At 65.7% G+C, this 26,918-nt stretch carries 21 protein-coding genes; 6 read left to right on the top strand and 15 right to left on the bottom strand.

What is annotated here, in order from left to right; all coding sequences use genetic code 11:
- The first annotated feature begins 1 nt into the window (after window position 1).
- The 5 genes from BHE75_RS22205 (at window position 2) to BHE75_RS22185 (ending at window position 7,836) form a co-directional block, all read left to right on the top strand.
- Window positions 2–1,264, top strand: a complete 1,263-nt coding sequence (locus BHE75_RS22205) for a TolC family protein (RefSeq protein WP_029548875.1) — start codon at window positions 2–4, stop codon at window positions 1,262–1,264.
- A complete protein-coding gene (locus tag BHE75_RS22200; protein ID WP_037512039.1) occupies window positions 1,261–2,751 on the top strand; it encodes an efflux RND transporter periplasmic adaptor subunit in 1,491 nt (496 codons plus the stop codon). Before BHE75_RS22205 ends, BHE75_RS22200 begins: the two co-directional genes overlap by 4 nt.
- On the top strand, window positions 2,748–5,891 hold the full coding sequence (locus BHE75_RS22195; protein ID WP_016746446.1) for an efflux RND transporter permease subunit: 3,144 nt from the start codon (window positions 2,748–2,750) through the stop codon (window positions 5,889–5,891). Before BHE75_RS22200 ends, BHE75_RS22195 begins: the two co-directional genes overlap by 4 nt.
- Entirely contained in the window at window positions 5,888–6,292 is a 405-nt protein-coding gene (locus BHE75_RS22190) for a copper-binding protein (RefSeq protein WP_007406376.1), read from the top strand. Before BHE75_RS22195 ends, BHE75_RS22190 begins: the two co-directional genes overlap by 4 nt.
- 281 nt (window positions 6,293–6,573) lie before the next feature.
- Window positions 6,574–7,836: a hypothetical protein gene (locus BHE75_RS22185; RefSeq protein WP_007683327.1), complete on the top strand. Its 1,263-nt coding sequence runs from the start codon at window positions 6,574–6,576 to the stop codon at window positions 7,834–7,836.
- A gap of 66 nt (window positions 7,837–7,902) precedes the next feature.
- Here BHE75_RS22185 and BHE75_RS22180 read toward each other — a convergent pair whose 3' ends face one another.
- Window positions 7,903–8,427: a GNAT family N-acetyltransferase gene (locus tag BHE75_RS22180; protein WP_011607966.1), complete on the bottom strand. Its 525-nt coding sequence runs from the start codon at window positions 8,425–8,427 to the stop codon at window positions 7,903–7,905.
- A 2-nt stretch (window positions 8,428–8,429) separates the two neighbouring features.
- On the bottom strand, window positions 8,430–9,050 hold the full coding sequence (locus BHE75_RS22175; RefSeq protein WP_070936357.1) for a recombinase family protein: 621 nt from the start codon (window positions 9,048–9,050) through the stop codon (window positions 8,430–8,432).
- A 125-nt stretch (window positions 9,051–9,175) separates the two neighbouring features.
- Between BHE75_RS22175 and BHE75_RS22170 the strand changes: the two genes are divergently transcribed.
- Window positions 9,176–12,067 carry a Tn3 family transposase gene (locus BHE75_RS22170; protein ID WP_070936356.1) on the top strand — a complete coding sequence of 964 codons (2,892 nt, stop codon included), beginning with the start codon at window positions 9,176–9,178 and terminating at the stop codon, window positions 12,065–12,067.
- Between the two features lie 196 nt (window positions 12,068–12,263).
- Here the strand turns inward: BHE75_RS22170 and BHE75_RS22165 are convergent, their stop codons facing one another.
- From BHE75_RS22165 to BHE75_RS22105, 13 genes are all read right to left on the bottom strand, one after another.
- Window positions 12,264–13,013 (bottom strand): HAD-IIB family hydrolase, encoded by a 750-nt coding sequence (locus BHE75_RS22165; RefSeq protein ID WP_004212890.1) that lies wholly within the window; start codon window positions 13,011–13,013, stop codon window positions 12,264–12,266.
- The gene (locus tag BHE75_RS22160) at window positions 13,010–15,511 is read right to left on the bottom strand and encodes a heavy metal translocating P-type ATPase (RefSeq protein ID WP_004212886.1); all 2,502 of its coding nucleotides are present in this window, start codon (window positions 15,509–15,511) and stop codon (window positions 13,010–13,012) included. Before BHE75_RS22160 ends, BHE75_RS22165 begins: the two co-directional genes overlap by 4 nt.
- Complete coding sequence (locus BHE75_RS22155; RefSeq protein ID WP_004212885.1) at window positions 15,508–16,116, bottom strand: cation transporter; 609 nt, start codon at window positions 16,114–16,116, stop codon at window positions 15,508–15,510. Before BHE75_RS22155 ends, BHE75_RS22160 begins: the two co-directional genes overlap by 4 nt.
- Entirely contained in the window at window positions 16,113–16,799 is a 687-nt protein-coding gene (locus BHE75_RS22150) for a ZIP family metal transporter (protein ID WP_070936354.1), read from the bottom strand. Before BHE75_RS22150 ends, BHE75_RS22155 begins: the two co-directional genes overlap by 4 nt.
- Window positions 16,800–16,802: 3 nt before the next feature.
- Window positions 16,803–17,216, bottom strand: coding sequence for a hypothetical protein (locus BHE75_RS22145; RefSeq protein WP_004212881.1), 414 nt, complete (start codon window positions 17,214–17,216; stop codon window positions 16,803–16,805).
- Window positions 17,217–17,263: 47 nt separating this feature from the next.
- The gene (locus tag BHE75_RS22140; protein ID WP_009824022.1) at window positions 17,264–17,641 is read right to left on the bottom strand and encodes a hypothetical protein; all 378 of its coding nucleotides are present in this window, start codon (window positions 17,639–17,641) and stop codon (window positions 17,264–17,266) included.
- A complete protein-coding gene (locus BHE75_RS22135) occupies window positions 17,638–18,126 on the bottom strand; it encodes an SRPBCC domain-containing protein (RefSeq protein WP_013849881.1) in 489 nt (162 codons plus the stop codon). Before BHE75_RS22135 ends, BHE75_RS22140 begins: the two co-directional genes overlap by 4 nt.
- A gap of 53 nt (window positions 18,127–18,179) precedes the next feature.
- Entirely contained in the window at window positions 18,180–21,425 is a 3,246-nt protein-coding gene (locus BHE75_RS22130; RefSeq protein ID WP_004212878.1) for an efflux RND transporter permease subunit, read from the bottom strand.
- Between the two features lie 3 nt (window positions 21,426–21,428).
- Window positions 21,429–22,607, bottom strand: a complete 1,179-nt coding sequence (locus BHE75_RS22125; RefSeq protein ID WP_070936352.1) for an efflux RND transporter periplasmic adaptor subunit — start codon at window positions 22,605–22,607, stop codon at window positions 21,429–21,431.
- Complete coding sequence (locus tag BHE75_RS22120; protein WP_013039111.1) at window positions 22,607–23,884, bottom strand: TolC family protein; 1,278 nt, start codon at window positions 23,882–23,884, stop codon at window positions 22,607–22,609. The genes BHE75_RS22125 and BHE75_RS22120 overlap by 1 nt, the downstream gene beginning before the upstream one ends.
- 60 nt (window positions 23,885–23,944) lie before the next feature.
- Window positions 23,945–24,241 (bottom strand): hypothetical protein, encoded by a 297-nt coding sequence (locus BHE75_RS22115; protein ID WP_007406840.1) that lies wholly within the window; start codon window positions 24,239–24,241, stop codon window positions 23,945–23,947.
- A gap of 73 nt (window positions 24,242–24,314) precedes the next feature.
- On the bottom strand, window positions 24,315–26,282 hold the full coding sequence (locus BHE75_RS22110) for a cytochrome c/FTR1 family iron permease (protein ID WP_004212871.1): 1,968 nt from the start codon (window positions 26,280–26,282) through the stop codon (window positions 24,315–24,317).
- Complete coding sequence (locus BHE75_RS22105; RefSeq protein WP_004212870.1) at window positions 26,282–26,908, bottom strand: cation transporter; 627 nt, start codon at window positions 26,906–26,908, stop codon at window positions 26,282–26,284. The genes BHE75_RS22110 and BHE75_RS22105 overlap by 1 nt, the downstream gene beginning before the upstream one ends.
- Between the last annotated feature and the right edge of the window lie 10 nt (window positions 26,909–26,918).

Here is a 26,918-nt window from a genome sequence, read left to right as displayed (position 1 = left end):
CATGATCATGATGCCGAGGCGCGCTGTGCGACGCCTGTTGCTCTCTATCGGTGCGACGCTTGCGAGCGCCTGGGCCGTGCCGGTGTCGGCCGGCCCGCTCACCTACGAGCAGGCAGTGAGGCTCGCTGCCGCCAACGCGCCAAGCCTCAAGGCGCGCGCGGCGGCGACAGCCGGCGCCCGCTCTTCGGCGGTCGCGGCCGATCGCCTGCCCGATCCGACGCTCGACCTGGGCCTGCAGAACTTCCCGGTGAGCGGCCCCAATGCCGGCAGCTTCACGCGCGACGATTTCACTATGGCGACGATCGGGTTCAGCCAGACCTTCCCCAATCTCGCCAAGCGCCATGCACGCGCCGCGCGCGCCGCGGCCGATATCGGTATCGCCGAGGCAGGCGAGCTGGTCGAAGGCCGCAACGTGCGGCTCGAGACCGCCCTCGCCTGGGTCGATCTCTATTATGGAGAACGCCGGCTCCGGCAGCTCGACCTGCTCGATGCCAGCCTCGACGACCTGCAGAAGACCGTGACCGCACGCCTGGCGTCGGGCAGCGCGCGCCCGAGCCAGGCGCTCGAGCCCGACCAGCTCCGCGCCGCCATCGCCGATCGCCGCGCCGAGATGGCTGCGGTGGTGGCGCAGGCGCGGGCCCGGCTCGCGCGCTATACCGGCGACCCCGACCCGCAGGCGACGGGCGACCCGCCGATGCTCGATGTCGATCCGATCCGGCTGCGGGCCGAAATCGATGCGCTTCCCGCCCTGCGCGCGCAGGACGCGCGGATCGCAGTCGCCGAAGCGGACGTGCGTCTCGCGCGCGCCGACAAGCGCCCCGACTGGAAGGTCGGCGTCACCTATGGCCGGCGCGATCCCATGTACGGCGACATGGCCTCGGTCGGCGTGTCGATCGACCTGCCGCTGTTCGCCGGCAAGCGCCAGAACCCCAGGATCGCTGCAAGCGAGAGCCTTGCGCAAGGGGGTCGGTTCGACCGCGAGGCGATCCGCCGCGAGCTGGTGGCGCAGCTCGACGCCGATCTCGCAGACCATGCCATGCATCTCTCCCGGTTGCGCAATGCCCGCGAGACGCTGGTGCCACTCGCCAGGCACCGCGCCGAGCTCGACCGCGACAGCTATGGCGCCGGCAAGCTCGACCTTGGCGCCGCGCTGCTCACGACGCTCGGGCTCGCGGAGGCCGAGGTCGAGGCGCTCAACCGCGAAGCCGACGTCGCGCGCGACGCGGTCCGCATCACTATCACCTATGGGGAGGAGCGGCCATGACGCTCGATAAATCCGCGCTGCGCTGGGGCGCATCGATCCTGGCTGTCGCGCTGCTGGCCGGCGGCACAGGCTATTGGGCTGGCCATCGCCAGGCACCGCAATCGGAGGCGACCACGCCCGCCGGGGCAGGCAAAGTCCTTTACTGGTACGATCCGATGTTCCCCAACCAGAAGTTCGACAAGCCCGGCAAGTCGCCCTTCATGGATATGCAGCTCGTGCCGCGATACGCGGACGGAGGAAGCGCCGGCGCGGCCCCCACGGTCGCCGTCGATCCCGCCGCGCGGCAGAGCCTGGGATTGCGGGTCGTCGCGGCGAAGATGGGCAGCCTTGCCTCGGCCCTCGAGGTCACCGGCACGATCGACTTCAACCAGCGCGACGTCGCCGTCATCCAGGCGCGTTCGGGCGGGTTCGTGAGCCGCGTCTATGCGCGAGCGCCCGGGGACGTGGTCCGCGCCGGCGCGCCGATCGCGGACCTGCTCCTGCCCGAATGGGGCGGCGCGCAGACCGAATATCTGAGCGTCAGGCGGCTCGGCAAGCCCGACCTCACCGCGGCCGCGCGCCAGCGACTGCGGCTGATGGGCATGTCCGACGGCCTCATCGCCAGCGTCGAGCGGAGCGGACGCCCGAACGGCGTGGTGACGATCACGACGCCGATCTCGGGCACGATCCAGACGCTCGACGCCCGTGCCGGCGTGACGCTCGCCATGGGCCAGACGCTCGCCCAGGTAAGCGGGCTCGGCACCGTCTGGCTCAATGCCGCGGTGCCCGAAGCGCGCGCGGGCGATGTCCGGGTCGGCCAGAATGCCAGCACCACGCTGGCGGGCTTCCCCGGCGAGCGCTTCGCCGGCCGGGTGATCGCGATCCTGCCGACCACGCAGGCCGACAGCCGCACGCTCACCGTGCGGATCGAGCTGCCCAACCGGGACGGCCGGTTGCGGCCGGGCATGTTCGCCAGCGTCGCGCTTGGCGGCGATGCCAAGCCGGCGCTGCTGGTGCCGAGCGAAGCGGTGATCCGCACGGGCAGGCGCACGCTCGTCATGCTGGCCGCAGGCGACGGGCGCTATCATCCCGCCGAGGTCCGCATCGGCCGCGAGGCAGGCGGCGAGACCGAGATCCTTGCCGGCCTGTCGCCCGGCGAGAACGTCGTCGTCTCGGGGCAGTTCCTGATCGATTCCGAGGCGAGCCTGTCGGGAATCGAGGCGCGGCCGATCGGCGGCGGTGCGGCATCGGCGACCATCGCCGCGCCGGCGTCGAAAGCCACGCTGTACGAGACGACGGGCAAGATCGAGCGGATCACGGCCAATTCGGTGACGCTCAGCCACGAGCCCGTTCCCGCGCTCGACTGGCCGGCGATGACGATGACCTTCGCGCTCGCCAATCCGGGCATCGCGCGCGGCTTCAAGGCGGGTGACCGGGTCCGGTTCGGGTTCGACCGGCCCCCGACGGGACCGACGCTGCGGCATATGGCGAAGGTGGCGGGCCAGTGATCGCCCATCTCATCCGCTGGTCGGTGAGGAACCGCTTCTTCGTCGTGCTCGGCATGCTCGCGCTGGTCGGCGCGGGCCTGTGGGCGGTGCGCTCGACCCCGATCGACGCGCTGCCCGATCTTTCCGACGTGCAGGTCGTGATCCGCACTTCCTATCCGGGTCAGGCGCCGCAGATCGTCGAGAACCAGATCACCTATCCGCTCACCACCACCATGCTGTCGGTGCCCGGCGCCAAGACGGTGCGCGGCTATAGCTTCTTCGGCGACAGCTTCGTCTATGTGATCTTCGAGGACGGCACCGATCTCTACTGGGCGCGCAGCCGCGTGCTCGAATATCTCAACCAGGTCCAGGGTCGGTTGCCGGCCAGCGCCCGCAGCGCGCTCGGGCCGGACGCGACCGGGGTCGGCTGGGTCTATGAATATGCGCTGGTCGACCGCACCGGCCGGCACGATCTCTCGCAGCTTCGCGGGTTGCAGGACTGGTTCCTGCGCTACGAGCTGAAGACCGTGACCGGCGTGGCCGAAGTCGCCAGCATCGGCGGCATGGTCAAGCAGTACCAGGTGCTGCTCGATCCGGTGAAGCTCGCGGCCTACGGCGTAACCCACGCCCAGGCAGTGCAGGCGATCAGCCAAGCCAATCAGGAAGCCGGCGGCTCGGTGCTGGAAATGGCCGAGGCCGAATATATGGTCCGCGCCTCGGGCTATCTGAAAACGCTCGACGATTTCCGGGCAATCCCGCTCAAGACTGCGGCGGGCGGCGTGCCCGTCCGGCTCGGCGATGTCGCCACGATCCAGGTCGGCCCCGAGATGCGGCGCGGCATCGCCGAACTGAACGGCGAAGGCGAGGTCGCCGGCGGCGTCGTTATTCTTCGGTCAGGCAAGAACGCCCGTGAGACCATCGCGGCGGTCAAGGACAAGCTCGCCGATCTCAGGAAAAGCCTGCCGCCGGGCGTCGAGGTGGTCACGGTCTATGACCGCTCGCAGCTGATCGATCGCGCGGTCGAGAACCTCACCCGCAAGCTGGTCGAGGAGTTCATCGTCGTCGCATTGGTCTGCGCCCTGTTCCTCTGGCACGTCCGCTCGGCGCTGGTCGCGATCCTGACCTTGCCGCTCGGTGTGCTGGCCGCGTTCGTCGTAATGCGGTTCCAGGGGGTGAACGCCAACATCATGTCGCTGGGCGGCATCGCCATCGCCATCGGCGCGATGGTGGATGCGGCGGTCGTCATGATCGAGAACGCCCACAAGAGGATCGAACGCTGGGAGCAGGATCACCCGGACAGACATCTCGATGGCGAGATGCGCTGGATCGTCGTCACCGAGGCGGCGGCCGAGGTCGGGCCGGCGCTGTTCTTCAGCCTGCTGATCATCACGCTGTCGTTCATTCCGGTCTTCACCCTGGAGGCGCAGGAAGGCCGGCTGTTCGCGCCGCTCGCCTTCACCAAGACCTATGCGATGGGCGCGGCCGCGATCCTGTCGGTGACCCTGGTGCCGATCCTGATGGGCTGGCTGATCCGGGGCCGCATTCCGGCCGAGCAGGCCAATCCGGTCAATCGCTGGCTCACCAATATCTACCGGCCCGCGATCGACTGGACGATGAAGCGGCCCAAGGCAGTGCTGCTGATCGCGGCTCTGGTGTTCGCCACCACGGCCTGGCCGCTCAGCCGGCTCGGCGGCGAGTTCATGCCCAATCTCGACGAGGGCGACCTGCTCTACATGCCCTCGGCGCTGCCGGGCCTCTCGGCCGCCAAGGCGAGTGAGCTGCTCCAGCAGACCGACCGCCTGATCAAGACCGTGCCCGAAGTCGAAAGCGTGTTCGGCAAGGCCGGCCGCGCCGAGACCGCGACCGATCCCGCGCCGCTCGAAATGTTCGAGACGACGATCCAATTCAAGCCCCGCGACCAGTGGCGGTCGGGCATGACGCCCGAACGCCTTGTCGACGAGCTCGATCGCCGGGTGAAGCTTCCGGGTCTCGCCAATATCTGGGTGCCGCCGATCCGCAACCGCATCGACATGCTCGCGACGGGCATCAAGAGCCCGATCGGGGTCAAGGTGTCGGGCAGTGACCTCGCCGAGCTCGACCGCATCGCGCATGATGTCGAGACCGTGGCCAGGAGCGTGCCCGGCGTCAGCTCGGCGCTCGCCGAGCGGCTGACCGGCGGACGCTATGTCGATGTCGACATAGACCGCGCCGCCGCCGCGCGGTTCGGGCTCAACATCGCCGACGTCCAGGCCATCGTCTCCGGCGCGATCGGCGGCGAGACGATCGGCGAGACGGTCGAGGGCCTCGCCCGCTACCCGATCAGCGTGCGCTATCCGCGCGAATTGCGCGACAGCCTCGACGGGCTGCGGGGGCTACCGATCCTGACGCCCGCGGGCCAGCAGATCACCCTCGGCACGGTCGCCAATGTCACGATCGCCGAAGGGCCGCCGATGCTCAAGACCGAGAATGCCCGGCCCTCGACCTGGGTCTATGTCGATGTGCGCGGGCGCGATCTCGCCTCGGTGGTTGGCGATCTGCAACGCGCGGTGGCGAGACAGGTTCGGCTCTCGCCGGGGGTCAGCATCGCCTATTCGGGCCAGTTCGAATATCTCGAGCGCGCAGTCGACCGGTTGAAGCTGGTCGTGCCCGCGACGCTGCTGATCATCTTCGTGCTGCTCTACCTGATCTTCGGCCGCTTCGACGAGGCTGCGCTGATCATGGGCACGCTGCCGTTCGCGCTGACCGGCGGCATCTGGACGCTCTATCTGCTGGGGTTCAACCAGTCGGTTGCCACCGGGGTCGGGTTCATCGCGCTCGCCGGCATCTCCGCCGAGTTCGGGGTGGTGATGCTGATCTATCTCAAGAACGCGCTGGCGGAGCACACCGCAAATCCGGACGCCGCCGAAGTCGAGGCCGCCGTGCGCGAAGGCGCGCTGCTGCGCGTCCGTCCCAAGGCGATGACGGTGGCGGTGATCCTGGCCGGCCTGCTGCCGATCCTGCTGGGATCAGGCGCGGGTTCGGAGGTCATGAGCCGGATTGCCGCGCCGATGATCGGCGGCATGCTGACCGCGCCCTTGCTCTCAATGTTCGTCCTGCCCGCCGCCTATCTGCTGTTGCGCCGGCCCAAGACCGATCCCATCCCTCAACCCGTTTCATCATGAAGGAGAAGACGATGAACCATGCACGACTGACCATTGCCCTCGGCCTCGCCGCCCTGACTGCCGCGTGCGGCAAGAAGGCGGAGGCCCCCGTTGCGACTGAGACCAACGAGGCGGCGCCCGCCGCGACCATGAGCGGCGACATGGGCAACATGTCGATGGCGCCTGACGCGAACGCCGCGATCAAGGCCAAGGGCCATGGCACCGTCACCGCGATCGACAAGGCGGCAGGCACGATCACGCTCGATCATGGTCCGATCCCGGAGGCCAAGTGGCCCGCGATGACGATGGCGTTCAAGGCCGCGCCGTCGATCACCGATGCGGTCAAGGTCGGCGACAAGGTCGATTTCGACCTCTCGCTCAAGGGCAGCGATGGCGAGGTCACCGCGATCGCAAAGCAGTGATCCGCTAAGTTCGACCGGAAAAAGCTGGTTGCGTCGCCGCTCCCGGGCGGCGACGCCCGTGCCGGCCGTCTGCCTGGCTGTGCGCCCGGTCGACGGTTGCGACCGGCAACGCCCAATGCCAGCGGCGTTTCCCTGCGCGATCACCGACAATTTGAGCACGCTTCGCGGATCGCACATTGAACGTGCAAGCCGCCCTTGCTCGCGATAGCCTGAACGGCAAGGAGCCCAGTTTAGATGACCCAGCCAGTATGACCTTGTTACCCGCGACACATCATGATCTCGTGAGCGAGCTTGTCCGTCGTTGGCGAGACGATCCCGGCGCCACCTATCGCTCCTGGTTTCTGTGGGACGAACGGCTGAAAAACTTCCGCTCCATCCGTCGCGGGCTGCAGCAGGTGGTCGCAGAAATCGAAAGTGGGCGGTTCGGCGTCGCCTATCGCGGCTCGTCACTGGAAACGGTTGTCCACTCGATCGCCGAACAGCGGCAGATCTTCAAGGGCGCCGACCATGCCTGGCTGTGGAAGCCCAAGCTGCGCATTCCAGACATCTACGAAAGCCCGGACAACCAGCGGGCGTTCGGTCGCCTGCTCGACAATTGCTCGTGCTGCGATACCGCCGAGGAGATCATCAGCCACATCCGCAGCATAGACGCGCTCAAGATCAAGGGGCTGGGGCCGGCGGCGGCCAACCTGCTCTATTTCCTTCACCCGACGCTGGTGCCGCCCTTCAATACCGCGATCGTCAAGGGCTACAATGCCGTCACCGGCGCCAAGGTGAAGCTCGGGTCATGGGATCATTTTCTCGCCATGCGCGCCGGCATCCTCGACCTCAACGACCGTTACCGCGAGTTGCTCTCCAACGATCTCGGCGCGATCGGCGGACTGTTGTTCGACATTGGCTCGGGCCGCTATCCCGCGCCACCGCTGGAGGATGACGCAACGGCGGCCGACGACTGGCTCGGCAGATTGGAACATGCCAGAGCGGAGGCAAGCCGGCTCGACAAGACAGCCGCCGCGCAGGGCGAAACCGATCGCACGCACGCCGAAATCCAGGCCTGGCTGCGCGACCTCGGCCATGCCCTCGGTTACGATGTGTGGATCGCCGCCAATGACCGCGGTCGACTTCACGCTGGCTGCCCGCTTGGACAGGGATGCCTCGAGCGCCTTCCAGACGCAATTGCGACCTCTCCCGGAGCGGACTCGATCCGCCTCATCGACGTGTTGTGGCTGGCGAAGGGTGGCGACGGCGTCGCCGCCGCGTTCGAGGTTGAACATTCGACCTCGATCTACTCGGGGATCGTGCGCATGCTCGATCTGGCGCTGTCGGGGAGCGATCTGCACGCTGCCGCCGGGCTATTCCTGGTCGCACCGAATGCGCGCGAGCAGGACGTTCGCGCGCAACTCCGTCGCCCGGCTTTCAGCCGTATTGCCGATCTCGACTTCGCCTATCTGCCCTATGGCGAGCTGGAGAGAAACAGGGACGCGATCGCTCGTTTTGGAACGGGATTGAAGGCCATCAAGGCGATCTCAAGCCCCCTTCCCTGAAAGGGGGCGTTTGCGGGAGGGGGCGGAATCCTACGCCAAGCTCGCCCAGATAGCCGGCGCGAGATCTTACTTGTTGCTGCCTTCTACGGTCGCGCCAGAAAGGCGACGGCTCAGTTCTATCCGGCGATGGCTACGCATTTTGAAGGTGTCTGGCCCAACGCGCCGATACTCAATGAAGCCGAGAGAACGCCAAAATCGCTCTGCCGCTTCATTCGCTTCCAGCACGGCCAACCGAATCTCTGTGGCACCTCTCGCAGCGGCCCAGCTTTCGACCGTCGAGTAAATTGAGCGTCCGACGCCACGACCACGCTGTGCGGCATCTACGATCATGAAGCCGAGATACCATGTGCCATCACGCGGATAATCGCGGAGGATGGCCGCGATTGCATATAGGCCGCCAGGCCCCTTCCATCCCAGGACAGCTTGATTATGGGCGCTCTTTTCGGGCGGCACATCGGAGAAAAGCTCGCGAGCATCGTCCAGCGTGGGCGCGGCCCCGTCCTGCAACAGGAAATAGTCGCTGCAACGGTTGTACAGGTCTGCAACGTCTGCGGCGTCCGCTTGGGTAAGTTTGATCGGGGCTCCCGTCATCATCATCGCGTTTTGGCAGCAAGCACGCGCTGACCGTAATCCCGGAGTTCCCCGTTGGGACCGACATAGCGGTAGAGAGTGACGCGCTCGATCCCGAGTTCCTTGCAGAGGTCGGAAACGGACGTGTCGCGTTGGGCCATAGCAGCCTGAGCGAGCCGCACCTGGGCCTTGGAGAGGGCGAACTTGCGGCCACCCTTGCGTCCCCGCGCGCGGGCAGCGGCCAGGCCAGCCATGGTGCGCTCGCGGATCATATCCCGCTCAAACTCCGCCAGTGTGGCAAAAATGCCGAACACCATCCGGCCCGATGGCGTCGTGGTGTCGATCTGCGCGCCCTTGCCGGTGAGCACCCGCAGACCGAAACCGCGATCCGACAGATTCTGCACCGTGCTGACCAGGTGGGTGAGCGTTCGGCCGAGCCGGTCGAGCTTCCAAACGATGAGGACATCGCCGTCGCGCAACGATTTCAGGCAGGCGGCAAGACCGGGGCGATCATCACGGCTACCGGATGCACGATCATCATAGATATTGCCTGGCTCGACACCGGCAGCGCGAAGGGCATCGTGCTGCAGGTCGAGCGACTGCGAGCCGTCGGCTTTGGACACGCGGGCGTAGCCGATCAGCATGGATCACAAACGAAGGTTTGAGGCGGTGACGAACATGAGCACATAAGATTGGGCTATTGTGTATCTTAACCAGCATCTCAATCAAGCTATCTCAAACCGTAGCTCGGAAAGAATAAGGAGCATGTATGCCGCGTCGCGTGACCCTGACCGATCGACAGCGCGAGGCGCTGCTTCACTTGCCGGTCGATCAAGGTGAGCTGCTGCGGCACTATACCCTCAGCGATGAGGATCTCGGGCATATCCGCCAGCGCCGGCGCGCCCACAATCGTTTTGGCTTCGCGCTGCAACTGTGCGTCCTGCGCTACCCGGGCCGGGTGCTCGCTCCTGGCGAGTTGATCCCGGCGCAGGTATCGGATTTCATCGCGGCCCAGCTCGGCCTGACCAGCGACGATCTACTCCTCTATGCCGCGCGCGAGGAGACCCGGCACGAGCATCTGGCGGACCTTCGCCGAATCTACGGCTATCGCTCCTTTTCGGGGCGGGGCGCACGGGATTTGCGCGAATGGATCGCTCGGGAAGCCGAGGCGGCGACATCGAATGAGGATCTTGCCCGTCGCTTCGTTGCGGAGTGTCGCCGCACCCGCACGATCCTTCCCGGCTCCTCGACGATCGAGCGCCTTTGCGCCGATGCGCTGGTTGAGGCCGAGCGCCGGATCGAGGATCTTATCGCCCATCGCATCACGCCAACCCTGAGCGAGAATTTGGCTCACCTGTTGGAGGATACGGTGGATGGTCGCGTCACGCGCTTCGTATGGCTGCGACAGTTCGAGGTTGGCGCAAATTCAGCAGCCGCTAACCGGCTGATGGATCGACTGGAATATCTTCAAAGGTTCGATCTTCCGGCGGATTTGCTGGACGGCGTGCCGGCGCATCGTGTGACCCGGCTTCGCCGGCAGGGCGAGCGCTATTACGCCGACGGCATGCGTGATCTGCCCGAAGACAGGCGGCTTGCGATCCTCGCTGTCTGCACCCTGGAATGGCGGTCATCGCTGGCCGATGTCATCGTGGAGACCCACGATCGCATCGTAGGCCGTCTCTATCGGGCCTCCGAACGCCTTTGCAACACCAGGATCGCCGACGAAAAGGCGGCCGTTCGGGACACGCTGAAGTCCTTTGCCGAAATCGGTGGTGCTTTGCTTGGAGCGCAGGACGATGGCACGGCCCTGGACGGGATAATCGCCACCGGGCCTGGCTGGGAACGGTTCAGAACCCTTGTCGCCACGGCCTCCGCGCTGACCAACGTGCTCGCGGCCGACCCGCTCAGCCGTGTGCTGGACGGCTATCACCGTTTCCGCCTCTACGCGCCCAGGATGCTGCGCCTGCTCGACATGCAGGCGGCGCCGATCGCCACGCCTCTTCTGGCGGCCGTTGCGATGCTGCGTAACGGGATCAAGGTCGATCCGCCGGTGGATTTTCTACGTCCCAACTCGAAATGGCATCGTCATCTTCGCGCTGAGCCCAGCGGCGACCACCGGCTTTGGGAAATCGCGGTGCTGTTCCACATCCGCGACGCCTTCCGGTCCGGTGACATATGGTTGGCGGGATCGCGCCGCTATGGCGACCTCAAGCAGCTTCTGGTCCCGCCACAGGCGATAGAGCAGACCGCGCGGCTCGCCGTGCCGCTGCGGCCCGGCGAATGGCTGGCCGAGCGCAGGGCTCGACTGGATACACGGCTGAAGGAGTTTGGCCGCGCGGCGCGAACCGGCACGATCCCAGGCGGCATCATCGAGAACGGCAAGCTGCACATCGACAAGCTGAGGGCCGACACGCCCGAAGGGGCCGAGGATCTCGTGCTCGATCTCTATCAACAGCTCCCGCCCGCGAGGATCACCGATCTGTTGCTGGAAGTCGATGAGCGAACCGGATTTTCCGAGGCGTTCACGCATCTGCGCACCGGCGCGCCCTGCAGCGACCGGATCGGCCTGATGAACGTGTTGCTGGCGGAAGGCGTCAATCTCGGTTTGCGCAAGATGGCGGCGGCGACCAACACGCACAGCTTCTGGGAATTGCTGCGGATCGCGCGCTGGCATGTCGAAGGCAGCGCCTATGATCGGGCGCTCGCCATGATCGTGGAGGCCCACGCCGCCCTGCCCATGGCCGCCTTCTGGGGACAAGGGCAATCGGCATCCAGCGACGGGCAGTTCTTCCTTGCTACCGAGCAGGGCGAGGCGATGAATCTGATCAACGCGAAATATGGCAACGTCCCGGGCCTCAAGGGATACAGCCATGTGTCCGATCAATATGCGCCGTTCGCAACCCAGGTGATCCCGGCAACGGTCAGCGAGACTCCCTATATCCTGGACGGGCTGCTCATGAATGACGCGGGCCGCCGCGTTCGCCAGCATTTTGCCGACACGGGCGGCTTCACCGATCATGTGTTCGCCGCCTGCGCCTTGCTCGGCTACAGGTTCGCCCCCCGTATCCGCGATCTCCCTCAGAAAAGACTCTATGCCTTCACGCCCAACGCGACGCCGGCCAATGTGCGAGCGCTGGTCGGAGGTAAGATCAATGAACCGCTCATCGAGCGCAACTGGCCCGACATCCTGCGCATCATGGCGACGATCGCAGCGGGGATCGTCGCCCCCAGCCAGATTCTTCGCAAGCTCGCCTCTTACCCGCGCCAGAATGAGCTGGCCCTCGCATTGCGAGAGGTGGGCCGCATCGAGCGAACCCTGTTCATGATCGACTGGATTCTTGATGCCGGCCTCCAGCGCCAGGCTCAGATCGGCCTCAACAAGGGTGAGGCCCACCACGCCCTAAAGCGCGCCATCAGCTTCCACCGCCGAGGTGAAATCCGGGATCGATCCGGCGAAGGCCAGCACTATCGCATCGCCGGAATGAACCTGCTCGCCGCCATCATCATATTCTGGAACACCATGAAGCTCGGCGAGGTCGTCAATACCCGGGCCGCCAGCGGTACCCATATCGAGCCTGATCTACTCGCCCACGTCTCGCCGTTGGGATGGGAACACATCAATCTAACCGGGGAATATCGCTGGCCCAAATCCTTAGCGTAGGATTCCGCCCCCTCCCGCAAACGCCCCCTACGATTGAGAAGCGCGGCGGAATCTCTTAGATTGATCGCTGGAGGCTTTGTTCGCGGAGACGCGCACATTGCCTTCTTTTCGTTTTAGGAAGCGCTGCCCTAAGCGACAGAAGCCAGAGCTTTGACAATGCGGCATTCCGCGATGGAGCCGACCATGTATCTTGATCCTATCGGTGCAGACACGCGATGATGGCGGTCACGACGGCGGTGGTTTCCGCGACGTCGCGCACCCTCACTGTGTCGAGGCCGATTTCAGCAGCGGGATAGTCATTCCCACCGGGGAATATCGCATCCCCAATGAACAGCATCCCGTCGAGCGGGACACCGCTCTCGGCACTCAGGCGCTTCAGGCCATAGCCCTTGTCGATCCCTGCTCTGGTCACGTCGATCGATGTCGTGCCACCGAGATTGATCGAGAGCTCCGGCAGCTTCGCGCGCAACGTGGCCTGCAACGCGGTCCTCTTCTTTCGGTCAGGATCCCACGCTTCCTTTTCCTTCAGCGGCGCTGCCTGCCCCAGGCCCGAAAAGGTGATCTGGCTGCCCCGGTCCTCGATCCGTTCGCCCCAGATACGTTCGTCGGCGAGACCGGCATCGGTCAGCGCCTGATCGAAGGCCGTGCGGATCTTCGCCTTCTCCGCGTCGTCGAACAGTTCGGCATAGACCGCGCGCCAAGCGCCATTGATGAACCGATAGAGTTTCGTGCCTGTGGTCGGCATCAACCAGAGACGGTCGAGCGCGACGCCGGCAGGAAGGCGCGAGGCGATCTGCTTTTCGAACTGCGGCCAGTCCCCGCCCGAGATCACCGCCACATCCGTGATGGCGAGCAATCGGGCGAGGATTGCGGCCATATCCTCCGATAACGGCCGCTTGCTCTCGGCAAGCGTGCCGTCGAGGTCGAAGGCGATCAGCCACTTCATGCCGCCTTCCCTGCCGGATCGCGGTAGGCGAGCAGCCTGAGCGCATTGATGACGACGAGCAGCGTCGATCCCTCATGAACCGCCACCGCTGGCCCAATGCCGAGGCCGAGGATGGTAGCAGGCACCAGGAAGGCGACGACACCCAGGCTGACGAAGACGTTCTGCCGGATGATTCCACGGGTATGGCGGCTAAGACCGACTGCGAATGGCAGGTGCGCCAGATCGTCGGCCATCAGCGCCACGTCGGCTGTCTCCAGCGCAACGTCCGACCCCGCCGCGCCCATCGCGATGCCGACCGTGGCGCTTGCCATCGCCGGCGCATCGTTCACGCCGTCGCCCACCATCGCGACCTTGTCTTCGCCGGCGAGCTTCTTGATCGCGGCAACCTTGTCTTCGGGCATGAGGTCGCCCCACGCTTCGTCGATCCCGACTTCGTCGGCGATCGCTTCGGCGACTTTCTGGTGATCGCCGGAGATCATTATCATCCGCGACACGCCCATCTCGTGCAGCCGACGCAACGCGGTCTTGGCAGCTTCGCGAGGCGTGTCCATCAGGCCGATCGCGCCCAGGTCGCGGTCCCCCTTGCGGACCACCATTGTCGTGCGGCCGTTCTCGCGCAGCTTCGCGATTGCGTCCTGCGCGCCCTGCCCCAGCGCCGGAATGCCCTCACTTCCGAACATCTCGGCCTTGCCGATCCACACCGTCTCGCCATCCACGCTCGCGGTGACGCCCCGACCGGTCAGGCTCTTGAGGTCGCCGGCAGTCGGCACGGCACGATCGTTCAGACGTTCGCGGCCGTCCTTGACGATCGCTTGGGCCAGGGGATGGTCGCTCAACGCTTCGACGGCGACAGCCAGCGCCAGCAACTCGCCTTCATCGGCGCCATCGACGGGCACGACATCAGTGATGCGCGGACGACCTTCGGTCAGCGTGCCCGTCTTGTCGAAAGCGATCGCTTTGAGCGACCCGAGGTTTTCGAGCGGTGCACCGCCCTTCACGAGCACGCCGCCCCGCGCTGCACGGGCAACGCCCGACAGGACCGCGCTCGGCGTTGCGATCGCGAGCGCGCACGGGCTTGCCGCCACCAGCACCGCCATCGCGCGATAGAAGCTGTCGCGGAACGGCTCGTCGACGACCACCCATGCGAACAGCAGGAGCACTGACAGGACCAGGACGGCGGGCACGAAGATCCGTTCGAACCGGTCGGTGAAGCGCTGCGTCGGCGACTTCTGCGTCTCCGCTTCGCTCACCATCTTCACGACCTTGGCAAGCGCGCTTTCATTGGAACGGCGTGTCACCTCGATCTCGATCGCGCCGCCGCCGTTGATCGTACCAGCAAAAACCCGGCTTTCCGCGTCGACTGCATCGGGCTTGGCGCGTGCCGCTGCGGCATCTGCGACCGGCACCTTGTCGACCGGGATGCTTTCACCCGTGACCGGGGCCTGGTTGATCGCGCTGGTGCCCTTGATGACGAAGCCGTCGGCAGGCAGGCGCTCGTTCGGGCGGACGATGGCAATGTCCCCGACGACCATCTGCTCGACCGGGATTTCGCTGGTCTGCCCGCCGCGTCGCACGGTCGCGGTTTCGGGCGCGAGCTTCGCCAGCGCCTCGATCGCCTTCTTGGCGCGGCCCATTGCATAATGCTCAAGCGCATGGCCGAGGCTGAACAGGAACAGCAGCAGCGCACCTTCGGCCCATGCGCCCAGCGCAGCGGCGCCGGCCGCAGCGACCAACATCAGCGTGTCGATCTCGAACTTCTTCATCCGGAGGTTGTCGATCGCCTCGCGCAGCGTGAAGAATCCGCCGAAGAAATAGGCTGCGATATAGCAGGCGGTCGGCAGCCATTCGGGCGCGCCAGCGACCAGCCTCTCGATCGCGTAGCCGATCCCCAGCAGCGCGCCACAGGCGAGCGCGAAGATCAGCTCGGTATTGGGGCCGAGAAATTCGGCGTGGCTATGGTCGTGGCCATCGCCGGGGCCGTGCTTCTCTTCGCCCGCGCCGTGGCCCCCGGGGCCGTGGTCGTGGCCGGCATGTTCATCGGCAGCGACCCGCTTGCCCACCCTCACCTTCAGCTTGCGAAGCGCAGCGCGCACCTCCTCTTCGGTGGTTTCGCGGCGATCATATTCGACCCGGACAGACCCGCTGGTGCTGGCGCTTGCCTGGACCACGCCGGGCAAGGCGCACAGCGCATCGCTGACCGTGCGCGCCCGACGTTCGTGGTTGATCCCCGTCACCTGCCAGATCGCATGGCCGTAGCGCTCGGTGATTTCGGCACCTGCGGCGCGCACCATTTCGCGCAACCGTGGCAGCGGCAGCTTGGCGGCATCGAAATGGATGCACAGCGCCGCTGGCGTGTTGCCGTCGAGACAGATCACATGCGCCCGCTCGACACCTTCGCGCTTTGACAGGGTTGATACGAGACGGTCCAGGCAGGCATCGGCCGCGTCAGGAAGGTCCGGCAACAACACTGGAATGTCGAGTTCGAGCTTGTCGTTCATGACGACCTCCTTTCGCTTTTCTTGGTTTCGGCGCGCGCGTCGCGCAGGATTTCGACACCGCCCTTGATGGCGATGATGGCGGTGGCGAAGCCGACCAGCAGGTCCGGCCAATTGGTACCCAACCACAGCACCAGCACGCCGGCGATCAGGATGCCGCCGTTGGAAATGAAGTCGTTGAAGCTGAAGGTGGTTGCGGCCCGGAGATTGACGTCCGGATCCTTGAGGCGCTGGAGCAGCCGCAGGCAGAGGTAATTCACGACGCCGGCGATCGCGGACATGACCATCATGGTAGGTCCGATGGGCTCGCTGCCCTGCACGTAGCGCCGTCCGACATCGATCAAGATGCCGCCCGCGAAGATCAGCAGCATGACGCCCGAAGCGACCGCGGCGCGTGTCTTCCATGTCTGGCCCCGGGTGAGCGCCACAAGGCTCAGCGCATACACAGCCGTATCGGACAGGTTGTCGACGCCGTTGGCGATCAGCGCGCTCGAGTCCGCGAAGAAGCCGGAAACGAAGAAGCCCGCAGCGATCGCCGCGTTCAGCAGCAGGACGATCCACAGTGTGCGGCGCTCCTGCCCGCCATTGTTGTCGTTGCCCGGGATCATCCCATCATCTCCTCAAGTGTCAGCAGGGCCAGGAAGCCGAAGAAAAACATCGAGCTGATGAGCGGGGTGTCGGGTTTCTCGTGCGCCTCGACCAGCAACTCCTCCGTGACGAGGTAGAGCAGCGCCATCAGCCCGAAGCTGAGGAAGCCGGCGATCATCACCGGCGACAGCGCGGCGACCGGCACGGCAGCGAGCGCGCCGATCGGCAGCAGCAGGGCCAATGCCGAGACGATCACGATGATGCGCAAGCGCGAGCGATAGGTTTCCGCCAGCTCGTCGGTCAGCGTCAGTCCCAGAAATAACACTTCCAGAGTGAGCGCGATCGTCAGCAGGAGACCTGCCTTCTCGCCCGCCACGAAAGCGAGGCCGAGCACCAGGCCGTCGACCAGAATGTCGATGCCGATCGCGGCGAGTAGCGCCATCGGCCCCTTGAAGCGGGCCTCAAGAGCCTTGAGCCCCAGCATGGTCGCGACGCCCACCGCCCCGCCGATCAACGTCGCGCTGGGCGATGCCTCATGCTTGACCTGCGGCAGGATTTCGGTCGCTGCCGCCGCGAACACGACGCCGGCAGCGAGATGCTGTAGGCCCGCCACGAGGCCAGGTTTCAACTTGGTGCGGCTCGCGACAATCGCGCCGAGCACGACCGCCAGCACAGGCGCAAGCGTATAGAGCAGTGCCTGCATTTCCTAGGACTCCTCCGGGGTTCGGTGGCAGACGCGGATCTTCCCGCGTCGCGTGAACGCGATCGATCCGCCCGCCACGACAGCCCGCGAATGGTCGCCGCGAAACTCGTCACCGGTTCGCTGCGCGCGCAGGATCTCGGTCCTGCCCTTCGGCAGCCAGGTGACGGCCATTTTCAAGCCGTCATCGATGAAGTCGACATCGGCGCGTGTGCCGTCGTCGCAGTACATGATGCGCTGCGCGATTAGTTTCGACGTCAGATGCTTTTCATGCGCCGGCTCGGTAGGCTGGGTCGGCGCTGGATTACACGCCCCTATAACCGCCCCGGAGACGAGAACGACGCCGAGGCGCGCGATCGCCAGACCGGCCCGATTCAGGCCGCACAAGGTTGTCACATTTGAAATCGACGTGTCAGACATCGGTCTCTTCCGACGAAGCGCCCTGTGGCGTTCGAAGGCAGGGCAGTTCATCGCGTGCCTTCCTGCTCGCAGATCCGGGTACGGCCATCGCCTTCCACGATGGTGAGCTGCGACCCCTTGAAGGTCGCGGTGGCTGTTTCGCCGACATATTGCAGGCCCTGCGCTGGCGCGGTCAGCATCATCGGCGGTCCCCCGTTGGAGCGCCGCAAATCGATCTGCAGGCCGTTGTCCTTGTAATCGACGAACAGCGGTTCCCCGTCGGAACAGCGATATCTATGCCGCCCCATTTCCCCGGTCGCCACGGCGCTGTCGGACGAATGGATCTGCTGCTCCGTTGGCGGGGCTGGCGGCTTTCTTTCCGAGCACGCCGCGAGCCCGACAACGAGGATGACGGCGGGCAGCACCCGCTTACAGTGCATCATCATCGCGCCTTCCTCCTGCAGCGGAAGGGGACGCGCTGACGATTGATAGCCCGGGCAGGCTGACCTACCCGCCAGCGGAGATAGGTTGCGAGGCGATCGTCAGATTCGACCATCAGGGATCGCAGGCGGCGCAACATCATCGCCGCGAACGGCAGGGAGAGCGCCCCGCGCAGCGTGCAGCTATGCGTTAGCCTGGTGCCGCCATCGTCCCCCGCCAGCTCGTACCGCTCTTCGAGCGTGAACAGATAGGGGATGCCGCAGGACCAAGCGAAGGCGTGCGGTTTATCGAATCGATCAATCCGTGCTGGCGTCCGAATTGGCCGGGTGATGCCCTGGATCGCAAAGGTGCATTCTGTGTCGCCGAGCCGGGACGGATCATCGAGAAATACGAGCGGACTCCACGCCCGGCGATGATCCGGATCGGTGAGTGCCGACCAGATGCGCAGTGGCCCGCCGTGAAGCATCGAGCTGGTTATGGTGCGAGGCATATCCCCATCTCCCAGAGATGGGCGGGGCGATCGCGGATCGCCCCGCCCATCCATCAGGCCAAGTTGTTCACGAAGGTCTGACCGTGGTCGTCCCCTTCATGCTCCTCATTGTAGTGCTCGGGTTTCTCGATCACTTTCTGCCCGAACCGGGCATAGAGTGTCGGCAGCACGAACAGCGTAAGAAGCGTCGCCGAGATCAGACCGCCGATGACGACCGTCGCCAAAGGCTTTTGAACCTCTGCGCCGGCGCCTTCGCCCAGCGCCATCGGCACGAAGCCGAGGCTGGCGACTAGCGCGGTCATGATGACGGGTCGCAGACGCTGCATCGCGCCAACATGCGCGGCTTCCTCGCGGCTCATCCCTGATCGGATCAGATCTTGGATCGAGCTGACCATGACGAGGCCGTTGAGGACCGCGATGCCCGAGAGGGCGATGAAGCCCACTGCCGCCGAGATCGAGAAGTCCATGCCCCGCAGGAACAGCAACAGGACGCCGCCCACCAGCGCGAAAGGCACGCCGGTGAACACGATCGCGGCGTCGCGGACCGATCCCAACGCCCCGTAGAGGAGCAGCAGGATCAAGATGAAGCAAGCCGGAATGACCAGCTTCAGCCGTTCGCTTGCCGATTGGAGGTTCTCGAACTGGCCGCCCCATTCGAGATAGGTGCCGGCAGGCAGCCGGAGTTGGCTGCCGATCGCCGCCTGCGCATCCGCCACGACGGATCCGACGTCGCGGCCACGCACGTTGGCTTGCACCACCACGCGCCGCTTGCCGTTCTCGCGGCTGATCTGGTTCGGACCATCGACCACCTTGATCTCGGCGACGCTGGACAGCGGTACATAGCCGCCGCCTGCCACCGGCACCTGCACCTGTTGGAGCAGGCCGATGTCGGCACGCTGCGCCTCCGACAGGCGGATCACCACGGGGAAGCGACGGTCGCCCTCGAAGATCTGGCCCGATGTTCGCCCGCCGATCGTCGCAGTCACGGTGTCCTGCACATCCTGAGCCGTAACGCCCAACCGCGCCATCGCGTCGCGGTTGACGCGAATGTCGAGCATGGGAAGACCGGTCGTCTGCTCCACCTTCACGTCCGCTGCGCCTTGCGTTCTGCGCAGCACCGCCGCGATTTGCTCGGCCGTCCGGTTCATCTGGTTGAAGTCGTCCCCGAACACCTTCACCGCGATGTCGCCGCGCACGCCGGCGATCAGCTCGTTGAAGCGCATCTGGATGGGCTGGGTGATCTCGTAGGCATTTCCCGGAATCTTCGCGAGATTACCCTCGATCCGGCTGACCAGCTCCTCCTTGGGAAGCTCAGGATCCGGCCAATCCTTGCGCGGCTTCAGGATGACGAACATGTCGGTCGCGTTCGGCGGCATCGGGTCGGCCGCCAGCTCGGCGGTGCCCGTCTTGGAATAGACGAATTGCACCTCCGGCTGCTTCGACATCATCCGCTCGATCGGCACCTGCATCGCCTGGCTCTGCTGGACCGACGTTGCCGGAATGCGGAGCGACTGGATCAGCAAATCGCCTTCGTCGAGCTGCGGCAGGAACACCGAGCCGAGCGTAGTGAAAGCAAGCGCCGCCACCACAAGGCTTCCCACACCCGCACCGATCGTCAGCGTCGGGCGCTTCATGGCCCGGTCGAGACCGGGTTCGTAGCGCTTCTTCAGCCACGTGATGATGCGGCCGTCCTTCTCCTCGACCTTCTTCGACAGCCAGATCGCAATCATCGCCGGCACGAAGGTGAGAGAGAGGATGAAGGCGAAGGCGAGCGCGATGATGACGGTCAGCGCCATCGGTCCGAACGTTTTACCCTCCACGCCGGTCAGCGTGAGCAGCGGTACGTAGACGAGGATGATGATTGCCTGCCCGTACACAGAGGGACGGATCATCTCACGCGCAGCGGCTGCCACGGTCGCGAGCCGTTCCTTGACGCTGAGCAATCGGCCTTCATGATGCTGTTGCTCGGCAAGCCGGCGCAGCGCGTTTTCGACAATGATGACGGCGCCGTCGACGATCAGACCGAAGTCCAAAGCCCCAAGGCTCATCAGATTGGCCGAGACCCCAGCGCGCAGCATACCAAAGCCTGTCAGCATCATGGTGATCGGGATGACCAACGCCGCGATCAGGGCCGCACGGAAGTTGCCGAGCAGCAGGAAGAGCACGACGATGACCAGCACCGCGCCTTCGGACAGGTTTTTCGCGACCGTCTTGATCGTCGAATTGACCAGCTCGGTGCGGTTCAGCACCGGCTGAATTACGACGTCAGGAGGCAGCGAAGCGTTGATCGTCTTCAGTTTCTCAGCGACCGCGGTCGACACGATGCGGCTGTTCTCGCCGATCCGCATGATCGCCGTGCCGACGACGACTTCGGTACCGTTCTCCGATGCCGAACCCATGCGGATCGCCTGACCCGTCTTCACAGTCGCAACTTGTTCGACCGTGATCGGCACGCCGTTACGTGTCGCGATCACGGTCCTGGCCAACTCGCTGGCATTGCGAACGAGCGCATCCGAGCGAACAGCCAGACCTTCGCCATTGCGATTGACGAAGCCACCGCCGACGCTGGTGTTATTGCGCTCCAGCGCATTTCCCAGGTCCGTCAGCGTGATGCCGAGCGAGGCCAGCTTCTGCACGTCGGGCACGACGAGGAACTGCTTGGCGTAACCGCCAATCGAGTCGACACCGGCGAGGCCCGGTGTGGTCTTCAGAAGCGGCGTCACGATCCAGTCCTGCGCGGTGCGCAGGTAGGTCGCCTTGTCCTCTTCGGTCGTCAGTCGCTCGCCCTCTGGCGTGATGTAGCTGCCATCGGGCTGTTGGCCCGGTTCACCGGGCTTGTGCTTGTCGTCCTCGCGATGATCGAGACGAACGGTGTACATGTACACCTCGCCCAGGCCTGTCGCGATCGGACCCATTTCAGGGTTCACGCCGTCGGGCAGATTCTCTTGCACGCCCCGCAGACGCTCGCCCACCTGCTGGCGGGCGAAATAGATGTCCGTCGCGTCCGAAAAGACCGCCGTGATCTGCGCGAAGCCGTTGCGGCTCAACGAGCGCGTATATTCCAGGCCGGGGGTGCCGGCGAGCGCGGTTTCGATTGGAAACGACACCTGCTTCTCGACCAGCTCGGGCGAGAGGGCAGGCGCGCGGACGTTGATCTGGACCTGATTGTTGGTGATGTCCGGCACCGCGTCGATCGGTAGCCGGTAGAGGGAAAAGGCGCCGATGGCGGCGACGATGACGGTGAGGAGCAGGACTAGCCAGCGCTTCTCGACCGCCCAGGTTACGATACGGGCGATCATGGCTTAATCCTCGTGGCTCGCTTCGCCCTTGCCGATCTCGGCCTTGAGCGTGAAACTTCCGGTGGTGGCGATCTGTTCGTTGCCGGTCAGGCCCGACCGGACGATCACCGTGTCGCCCGACGCATCGCCGAGCTGGACCGGGGTCGCCTTGAAGCCGGTGGGCGTGCGCACGAACACGACCGACTTGCCCTCGAAACTCTGGACCGCCGTCGTCGGCACGCGGACCGCCCCGCTCCCGCCGCTGCCCGTGAGCTGCACGGCTGCCGTCACAGGCTCGCCGACCCGCCATTCGCCACCGCGATTGTCGAGGGTGGCGAGCGCAGGCACGAGCCGCGTCTGCGGATCAAGCGCCGGCGACACGAAGGTCACGCGGGCGGTCGCCTGACGGCCTGCCGCCTTCACCAGCACCGTATTGCCGGGACGCACCCGGCCCGCATCCTCGGGCTTGAGATTAAGCGCGATCGACACCTGGCTCAGGTTGGCGATGCGATAGAGTTCGGCATCCGCCGCGACCGTTTGTCCCAGCGTCACGGGGCGCGCAATGATCTGGCCCGAGATCGGCGCGGCAATGCCGAGCCGGTTGAGCCCGCCGCCGCCGACACCCGCCGCCGAAACCATGCTCTGCGCCTGCGTCAGGGCGATCCGCGCCTCCGTCGCCGCTGTGCGGGCGGCGATCAGATCCTGTTCAGGGGAGACTCTCTGCGCGAACAGCCGCTGTTCGCGCGCGAGGTTCGAATTAGCGAGCTGAAGCCGCGCCCGCGCCGCCTCGACCTCGCCCTTGATCTGCGCCGCCTCGCGGCTTTCGATGACCGCAATGGTCTGGCCGCGTCCGACCGATTGGCCGAGGTTACGGGTGAGCGCGACCACGCGTCCCGCAATTGCGGCCGAGACGACCTGCGTTCCCTGTGGGTCGCCCTCGATGATCGCGGGCAGCTCGATCGTCCCGGCCCCGCCGATGATCGGCCGTCCGACCTGGACGCCCGCTGTGGCGATCTGGTCGGCACCCAATGTGACGACGCCTTCACCGGCATGACCGCCTTCAGCACCGCCCTTTTCCATGCCCGCTGCCGTCTCATTGGCAGCTGCGCCTTCGGCAGTTGCCTCGTTTCCGCCATCCTTGCCGCCGCAGGCAGCCAAGAGCAGGGCGAGCGACGCCGCGCCCGCGAGATAAAAGCTCTTCATCACTGATTCCCCCCATTGGGCGCACGAGCGGTCAGTCGCTCCACTTGCGCGCGGGCATTCTGGTAATTGGCAAGCGCGTCGATCGCGGCGACCCGCGTTTCGGCGAGCGTGCGTTCAGCATCGAGCAATTCGAGCTGGCCGAACTTGCCCTCGCGATAGCCGATCCGCGCGATGCGGGCGGCCTCCTGTGCAGCCGCCAGCGCCGGCCCCGACGCCGCACGAGCCGTCGTTGCGGCATTGGCCGCCTGCGCCTGCGCGTCCGTGATCGCCTGTTCGATGTCGAGCGCGGTCACGCGGCGCTGCGCATCCGCCTGGGTCCGCTGCGCGGTCGCCTGCGCAATCGCGGCGCGACCATTGTTGAACACCGGGATCGGGATCGACACGCTGAACACCGCCGCCATGTCGTTGGTCGCTTCCAGGCGGCGGATCGACGGCCCGACGTTCAGGTCAGGCACGCGATTGGCGCGCGCGAGCCGCACGCCGGCTTCGGCAATGGAGAAATCCGCGTTGGCTGCCGCCAGCGCGAGTGTGCCGGTCGTGTTGACCGGTGCCAACGGCCCATAGACGTTCACATCGGGAAGGCGATCGAGCAGCGTGTCATCGAGCAGGCCGTCGATCGGCCGTCCGATCCGACGCGCCAGATTGGCGCGGGCCGCCTCGGCCAAGCGAAGCTGCCGCTCCACATTGGCGTCGGCATTGATACGCGCGACATCCGCGCGCTGTTGCTCGAGTGGCGATGCCCGCCCTGCCTGCACGCGAACGCTCGCGGCCCGCAGCGCATCGCTGGCGATCCGGGCCTGATCGCGGGCTGTCATTACCCGGCGATCGGCCGCGACCGCTTCGACATAGAGCTGCGTTACCTGAAGCCGGACATCCGCCGCGATGATCGCGGCCTGGATCTCGGCCCGGGACAATTGCGCATTGGCGACCGCGACGCGGGCGCCGCGCTTGCCGCCTAGCTCGATCGGGATCGCAAAGCCGACCGTGGTTTCCGCGCTGCGGACCCCCCGATACGGCCCGGAGCCGATGACATTCTCGACTTGGCCTTGAACCACCGGATTGGGCCGCAAGCCGGCGACTGTGCGACCTGCACGGGCCGCGTCGATTCCAGCTGTCGCCGCTTCCGCAGCAGGGGCCGAACCGCCCGCTGCACTGACCGCTTGGTCAAGCGTGTAGACCGGCGCATCCTGCGCAACAGGCGCGGACGGTCCGACCTGCGCCTGCGCCATCGTGGCGCAAGACGCTGCGGCCAGCATGGCCGCGAGGATACGATTCATGAAAATAGGACTCCTGACGATGATCGACAGGGGCGCGCCAACGCACGCCCAAATCGGACGTCAGGCTTGGGGGGGCCTCAAATGGACCATGCCGGTGCGGCCGTCGAGCGACGCAGAGGCGGAGATTGTCGGCTTGGGCACTGTGAGGACGGGGGTATATTCCATCGTCGTGCGCGCAGGCGCGCCGACGTCGTGTCCGTGACAATAATTGTGATGATGCGGGACATTCTTGTCCGAGTCCGATGGCACCTGATCGATGTCACCGGCGGTATGGACCGTGAACTCAACGCCCGCGATGCTTCCCCCCGCCAGATCGGCGGCATGGGCCATGCCGGAGAAGCTGGTCAGGACCAGCATCAGGCATGTCAGGAAAGGCAAAAAGGCTCGCACTAGCTTGCCTCTATCACGGAAGGGTTTTCATGTCATTGCACTAATTCGAACCAAGGGTCACTGAGCCGGAACCCGAGCGGGATCGGTCGCGCCCGTTCCAGGCGAACCCGACCGCAATGGCGACCGCCATCAGGAGTTGCGCCAGCACCGATTGCCAAGTGGGAAACACGCCGAGCATCGACAGCCGTGGCACGTCCGCGAGCGGTGCGATGTTGATAAGGCCGGCTTCCTGGAGCGCGGCGACGCCTTTACCCGCCAGCACGACGGTCAGGACCGCCATGAGCCAGGAGCTATAGCGGAAGAACTGCGCGATCGGCAGCTTGCGACTGTAGCGAAGCATGGCCCAAGCGATCAGGCTGAGCAGTCCAATCGCCGACCCGGCCCCCGCGAGAAGCATCCCGTTGTCACCTTGCGCCGAAAGCGCGGCATAGAACAGGATCGTCTCGAAGACCTCGCGATAAACTACGACGAACGCCAGCCCGAACAGGAACCAGCCCGACCCGCCCGAGAGCGCCCGCGACATCTTCTCGCGAATATAGCGCTGCCACTGATCGGCCTGCGCCTTGCCGTGCATCCAAATCCCGACCGAGAGCAGCACGACCGCGGCGAACAGCGAGCCAAACCCTTCCGTCAGCTCCCGGCTCGCACCGCTGATCCCGATCGCATAGGTGGCGACCGCCCAGGTGATCCCGCCCGCGATGATCGCGCTGACCCAGCCGCCATGCACGTACCGCAGCGCCTCGCCGCGCTCGGCTTTACGCAGGAACGCGATCATGGCGACAACGATGAGCAGGGCTTCGAGCCCTTCACGCAGCAGGATCGTGAACGCGCCCAGGAACGTGGACGCTTCGGTGGCGGCATCAGGCGCGAGCGCCGCTTCCGCATCGTCGAAAAGGCCGCCCAGTACTGCGACCTTCTCCGCGAGATCATCGGGCGACGCGCCCCGGTCGATCGAGGCGCGGAACTCCCCCATCGCGCCCTCGATTCGACCCATCAGCGTCGCGTCGCGCGCGGTGAGTGTTGGCTCGATCGGCTCGAACCCATCGAGATAGGCCGACAGCGCCAGCTCTTTCGCCATGCGCGCATCGCCGCGCCGCGCAGCCGCCACGCTTTCGGCGAGTTTGGCGCGGGCGACCGCGAGCGAGCCGGGAGCCTGTTGTATCACCTGTTCGGGATGACGACGCAGGAACGCGAGCACTGGGTCAGCCTTGGCGTCGCCGATCGCCGCGCCGAGCGCGGCCGGGGTGAGCGCGACCAGGGTTTTCAGGTCCGGAATGCGCCGGCGAAGGGTCGGGTCGGATTTCCAAAGCCGCTCGCCTTCGCGCGCCTGCGCATCCGTGAAGGCGAAGCTCCCGGCTCGGAATGCTAACGCCCAGCGCTGATCGTTGGGCAGATCGGCGAAGCTCTGCATCGCGGTCCCGTCGATGCCTTGCGTCACCACCTGATAGAGCGCGAACACGCTGCGCTGGCGCGCGCGCTCGGCATCGGTGAAAGCAATCGGGGGCGTAGCGAGCTTGGCGGCGTCAGGGCCACGGCCGTTGCCCGTCATCCCGTGGCAGGACGCGCAGGATTGTCGGAACAGTGCATCGCTGGAGACGAGGTTCGGAGCCTTATCGGGCGCGAGCGGCACCGGGTAGGCGCGCAACAGATCGGCCGCGAGCCCGTGCGCCAATGTTGCCACCTGTTCAGTCGGTCCCTTTTCCGCGATCACCGCCTGGAGGTTGGCAGCCCGCTGGATGAGGGCTTGACGCTCCGGCTTCGCCGGCAGGCCCTGAAGCCGTGTCGAGACCGACGCGGCGAACTCCGTCATCTCGGCATATTCCGACGTGCTCTTGATCCGACCGTTGGCGACCGCGCCGCCATAATCGACGGCCATATAGTCGAGCAGCCGCCATGCGGTTTGCACGTCGCCGGGTTCGGCGATTGCCGCAGCAGGGATCAGCAGCGCCGCGAGCGCGGAGAGCAGCCGCAACGAGAGCATTGCCCGGATCAACGCGAGCAGACGCACTACCGCTCTCCCAATTCGCGCCGAGCGCCAGTGACGATTTCATAAGCGGAGTGGAGGAACAGGAGGGCGATGAGGCCGGCGACGGCGAGGTCCGGCCAGGCGCTTCCTGTCCACGCCACCAGACCGGCCGCGGCGATCACCGCCACGTTGGCGAGCGCGTCGTTGCGGCTGAACAGCCAGATCGCGCGAACATTGGCGTCCCCTTCCCGGAAACGCGCAAGCACCAAGGCGGACACGACATTGATCGCGAGCGCGACAACGCCGATTGTGCCCATCAGTTCGGCATCGGGCGCGGTTGCGTTCAGGGCGCGCCAAATCGCGAAACCGATTACGCCCACGCCAAGCGCACCGAGAAACAACCCCTGCGTCAGCGCGACCTTTGCCCTCGCCCGTGCGGACCAGGCAAGCGCGAGAAGACCGATAAGGCTGATCGACCCGTCCCCGAGAAAATCGAGCGAATCCGCTTTCAGCGCTTGGCTATCGGCGATGAACCCGCCGAACAGCTCGGCGACTCCGAAGCCGAGGTTGAGCACCACGACGGTCAGCAGCGCACGGCGATAGGCCGGATCGGTTTGCGCGCGCGCGGGCTCCCCGTGGCACCCGCAGCTTTCGGTAGAAGCATTCATGCGGCCTTCC

The sequence above is a fragment of the Edaphosphingomonas haloaromaticamans genome (genome assembly GCF_001853345.1).
In the GTDB taxonomy this organism is placed as follows: Bacteria; Pseudomonadota; Alphaproteobacteria; order Sphingomonadales; family Sphingomonadaceae; genus Sphingomonas_E; species Sphingomonas_E fennica.
This window is presented reverse-complemented; position numbering and strand designations above follow the sequence as displayed.

Bases quoted from the DNA above. Each gene is read 5' to 3' on its own strand.
- BHE75_RS22205 (WP_029548875.1), top strand. From the start codon at position 2: ATGATCATGATGCCGAGGCGCGCTGTGCGACGCCTGTTGCTCTCTATC.
- BHE75_RS22200 (WP_037512039.1), top strand. From the start codon at position 1,261: ATGACGCTCGATAAATCCGCGCTGCGCTGGGGCGCATCGATCCTGGCT.
- BHE75_RS22190 (WP_007406376.1), top strand. From the start codon at position 5,888: ATGAAGGAGAAGACGATGAACCATGCACGACTGACCATTGCCCTCGGC.
- BHE75_RS22180 (WP_011607966.1), bottom strand. From the start codon at position 8,427: ATGACGGGAGCCCCGATCAAACTTACCCAAGCGGACGCCGCAGACGTT.
- BHE75_RS22175 (WP_070936357.1), bottom strand. From the start codon at position 9,050: ATGCTGATCGGCTACGCCCGCGTGTCCAAAGCCGACGGCTCGCAGTCG.
- BHE75_RS22170 (WP_070936356.1), top strand. From the start codon at position 9,176: ATGCCGCGTCGCGTGACCCTGACCGATCGACAGCGCGAGGCGCTGCTT.
- BHE75_RS22165 (WP_004212890.1), bottom strand. From the start codon at position 13,013: ATGAAGTGGCTGATCGCCTTCGACCTCGACGGCACGCTTGCCGAGAGC.
- BHE75_RS22160 (WP_004212886.1), bottom strand. From the start codon at position 15,511: ATGAACGACAAGCTCGAACTCGACATTCCAGTGTTGTTGCCGGACCTT.
- BHE75_RS22155 (WP_004212885.1), bottom strand. From the start codon at position 16,116: ATGATCCCGGGCAACGACAACAATGGCGGGCAGGAGCGCCGCACACTG.
- BHE75_RS22150 (WP_070936354.1), bottom strand. From the start codon at position 16,799: ATGCAGGCACTGCTCTATACGCTTGCGCCTGTGCTGGCGGTCGTGCTC.
- BHE75_RS22145 (WP_004212881.1), bottom strand. From the start codon at position 17,216: ATGTCTGACACGTCGATTTCAAATGTGACAACCTTGTGCGGCCTGAAT.
- BHE75_RS22140 (WP_009824022.1), bottom strand. From the start codon at position 17,641: ATGATGATGCACTGTAAGCGGGTGCTGCCCGCCGTCATCCTCGTTGTC.
- BHE75_RS22135 (WP_013849881.1), bottom strand. From the start codon at position 18,126: ATGCCTCGCACCATAACCAGCTCGATGCTTCACGGCGGGCCACTGCGC.
- BHE75_RS22130 (WP_004212878.1), bottom strand. From the start codon at position 21,425: ATGATCGCCCGTATCGTAACCTGGGCGGTCGAGAAGCGCTGGCTAGTC.
- BHE75_RS22125 (WP_070936352.1), bottom strand. From the start codon at position 22,607: ATGAAGAGCTTTTATCTCGCGGGCGCGGCGTCGCTCGCCCTGCTCTTG.
- BHE75_RS22120 (WP_013039111.1), bottom strand. From the start codon at position 23,884: ATGAATCGTATCCTCGCGGCCATGCTGGCCGCAGCGTCTTGCGCCACG.
- BHE75_RS22115 (WP_007406840.1), bottom strand. From the start codon at position 24,241: ATGCTGGTCCTGACCAGCTTCTCCGGCATGGCCCATGCCGCCGATCTG.
- BHE75_RS22105 (WP_004212870.1), bottom strand. From the start codon at position 26,908: ATGAATGCTTCTACCGAAAGCTGCGGGTGCCACGGGGAGCCCGCGCGC.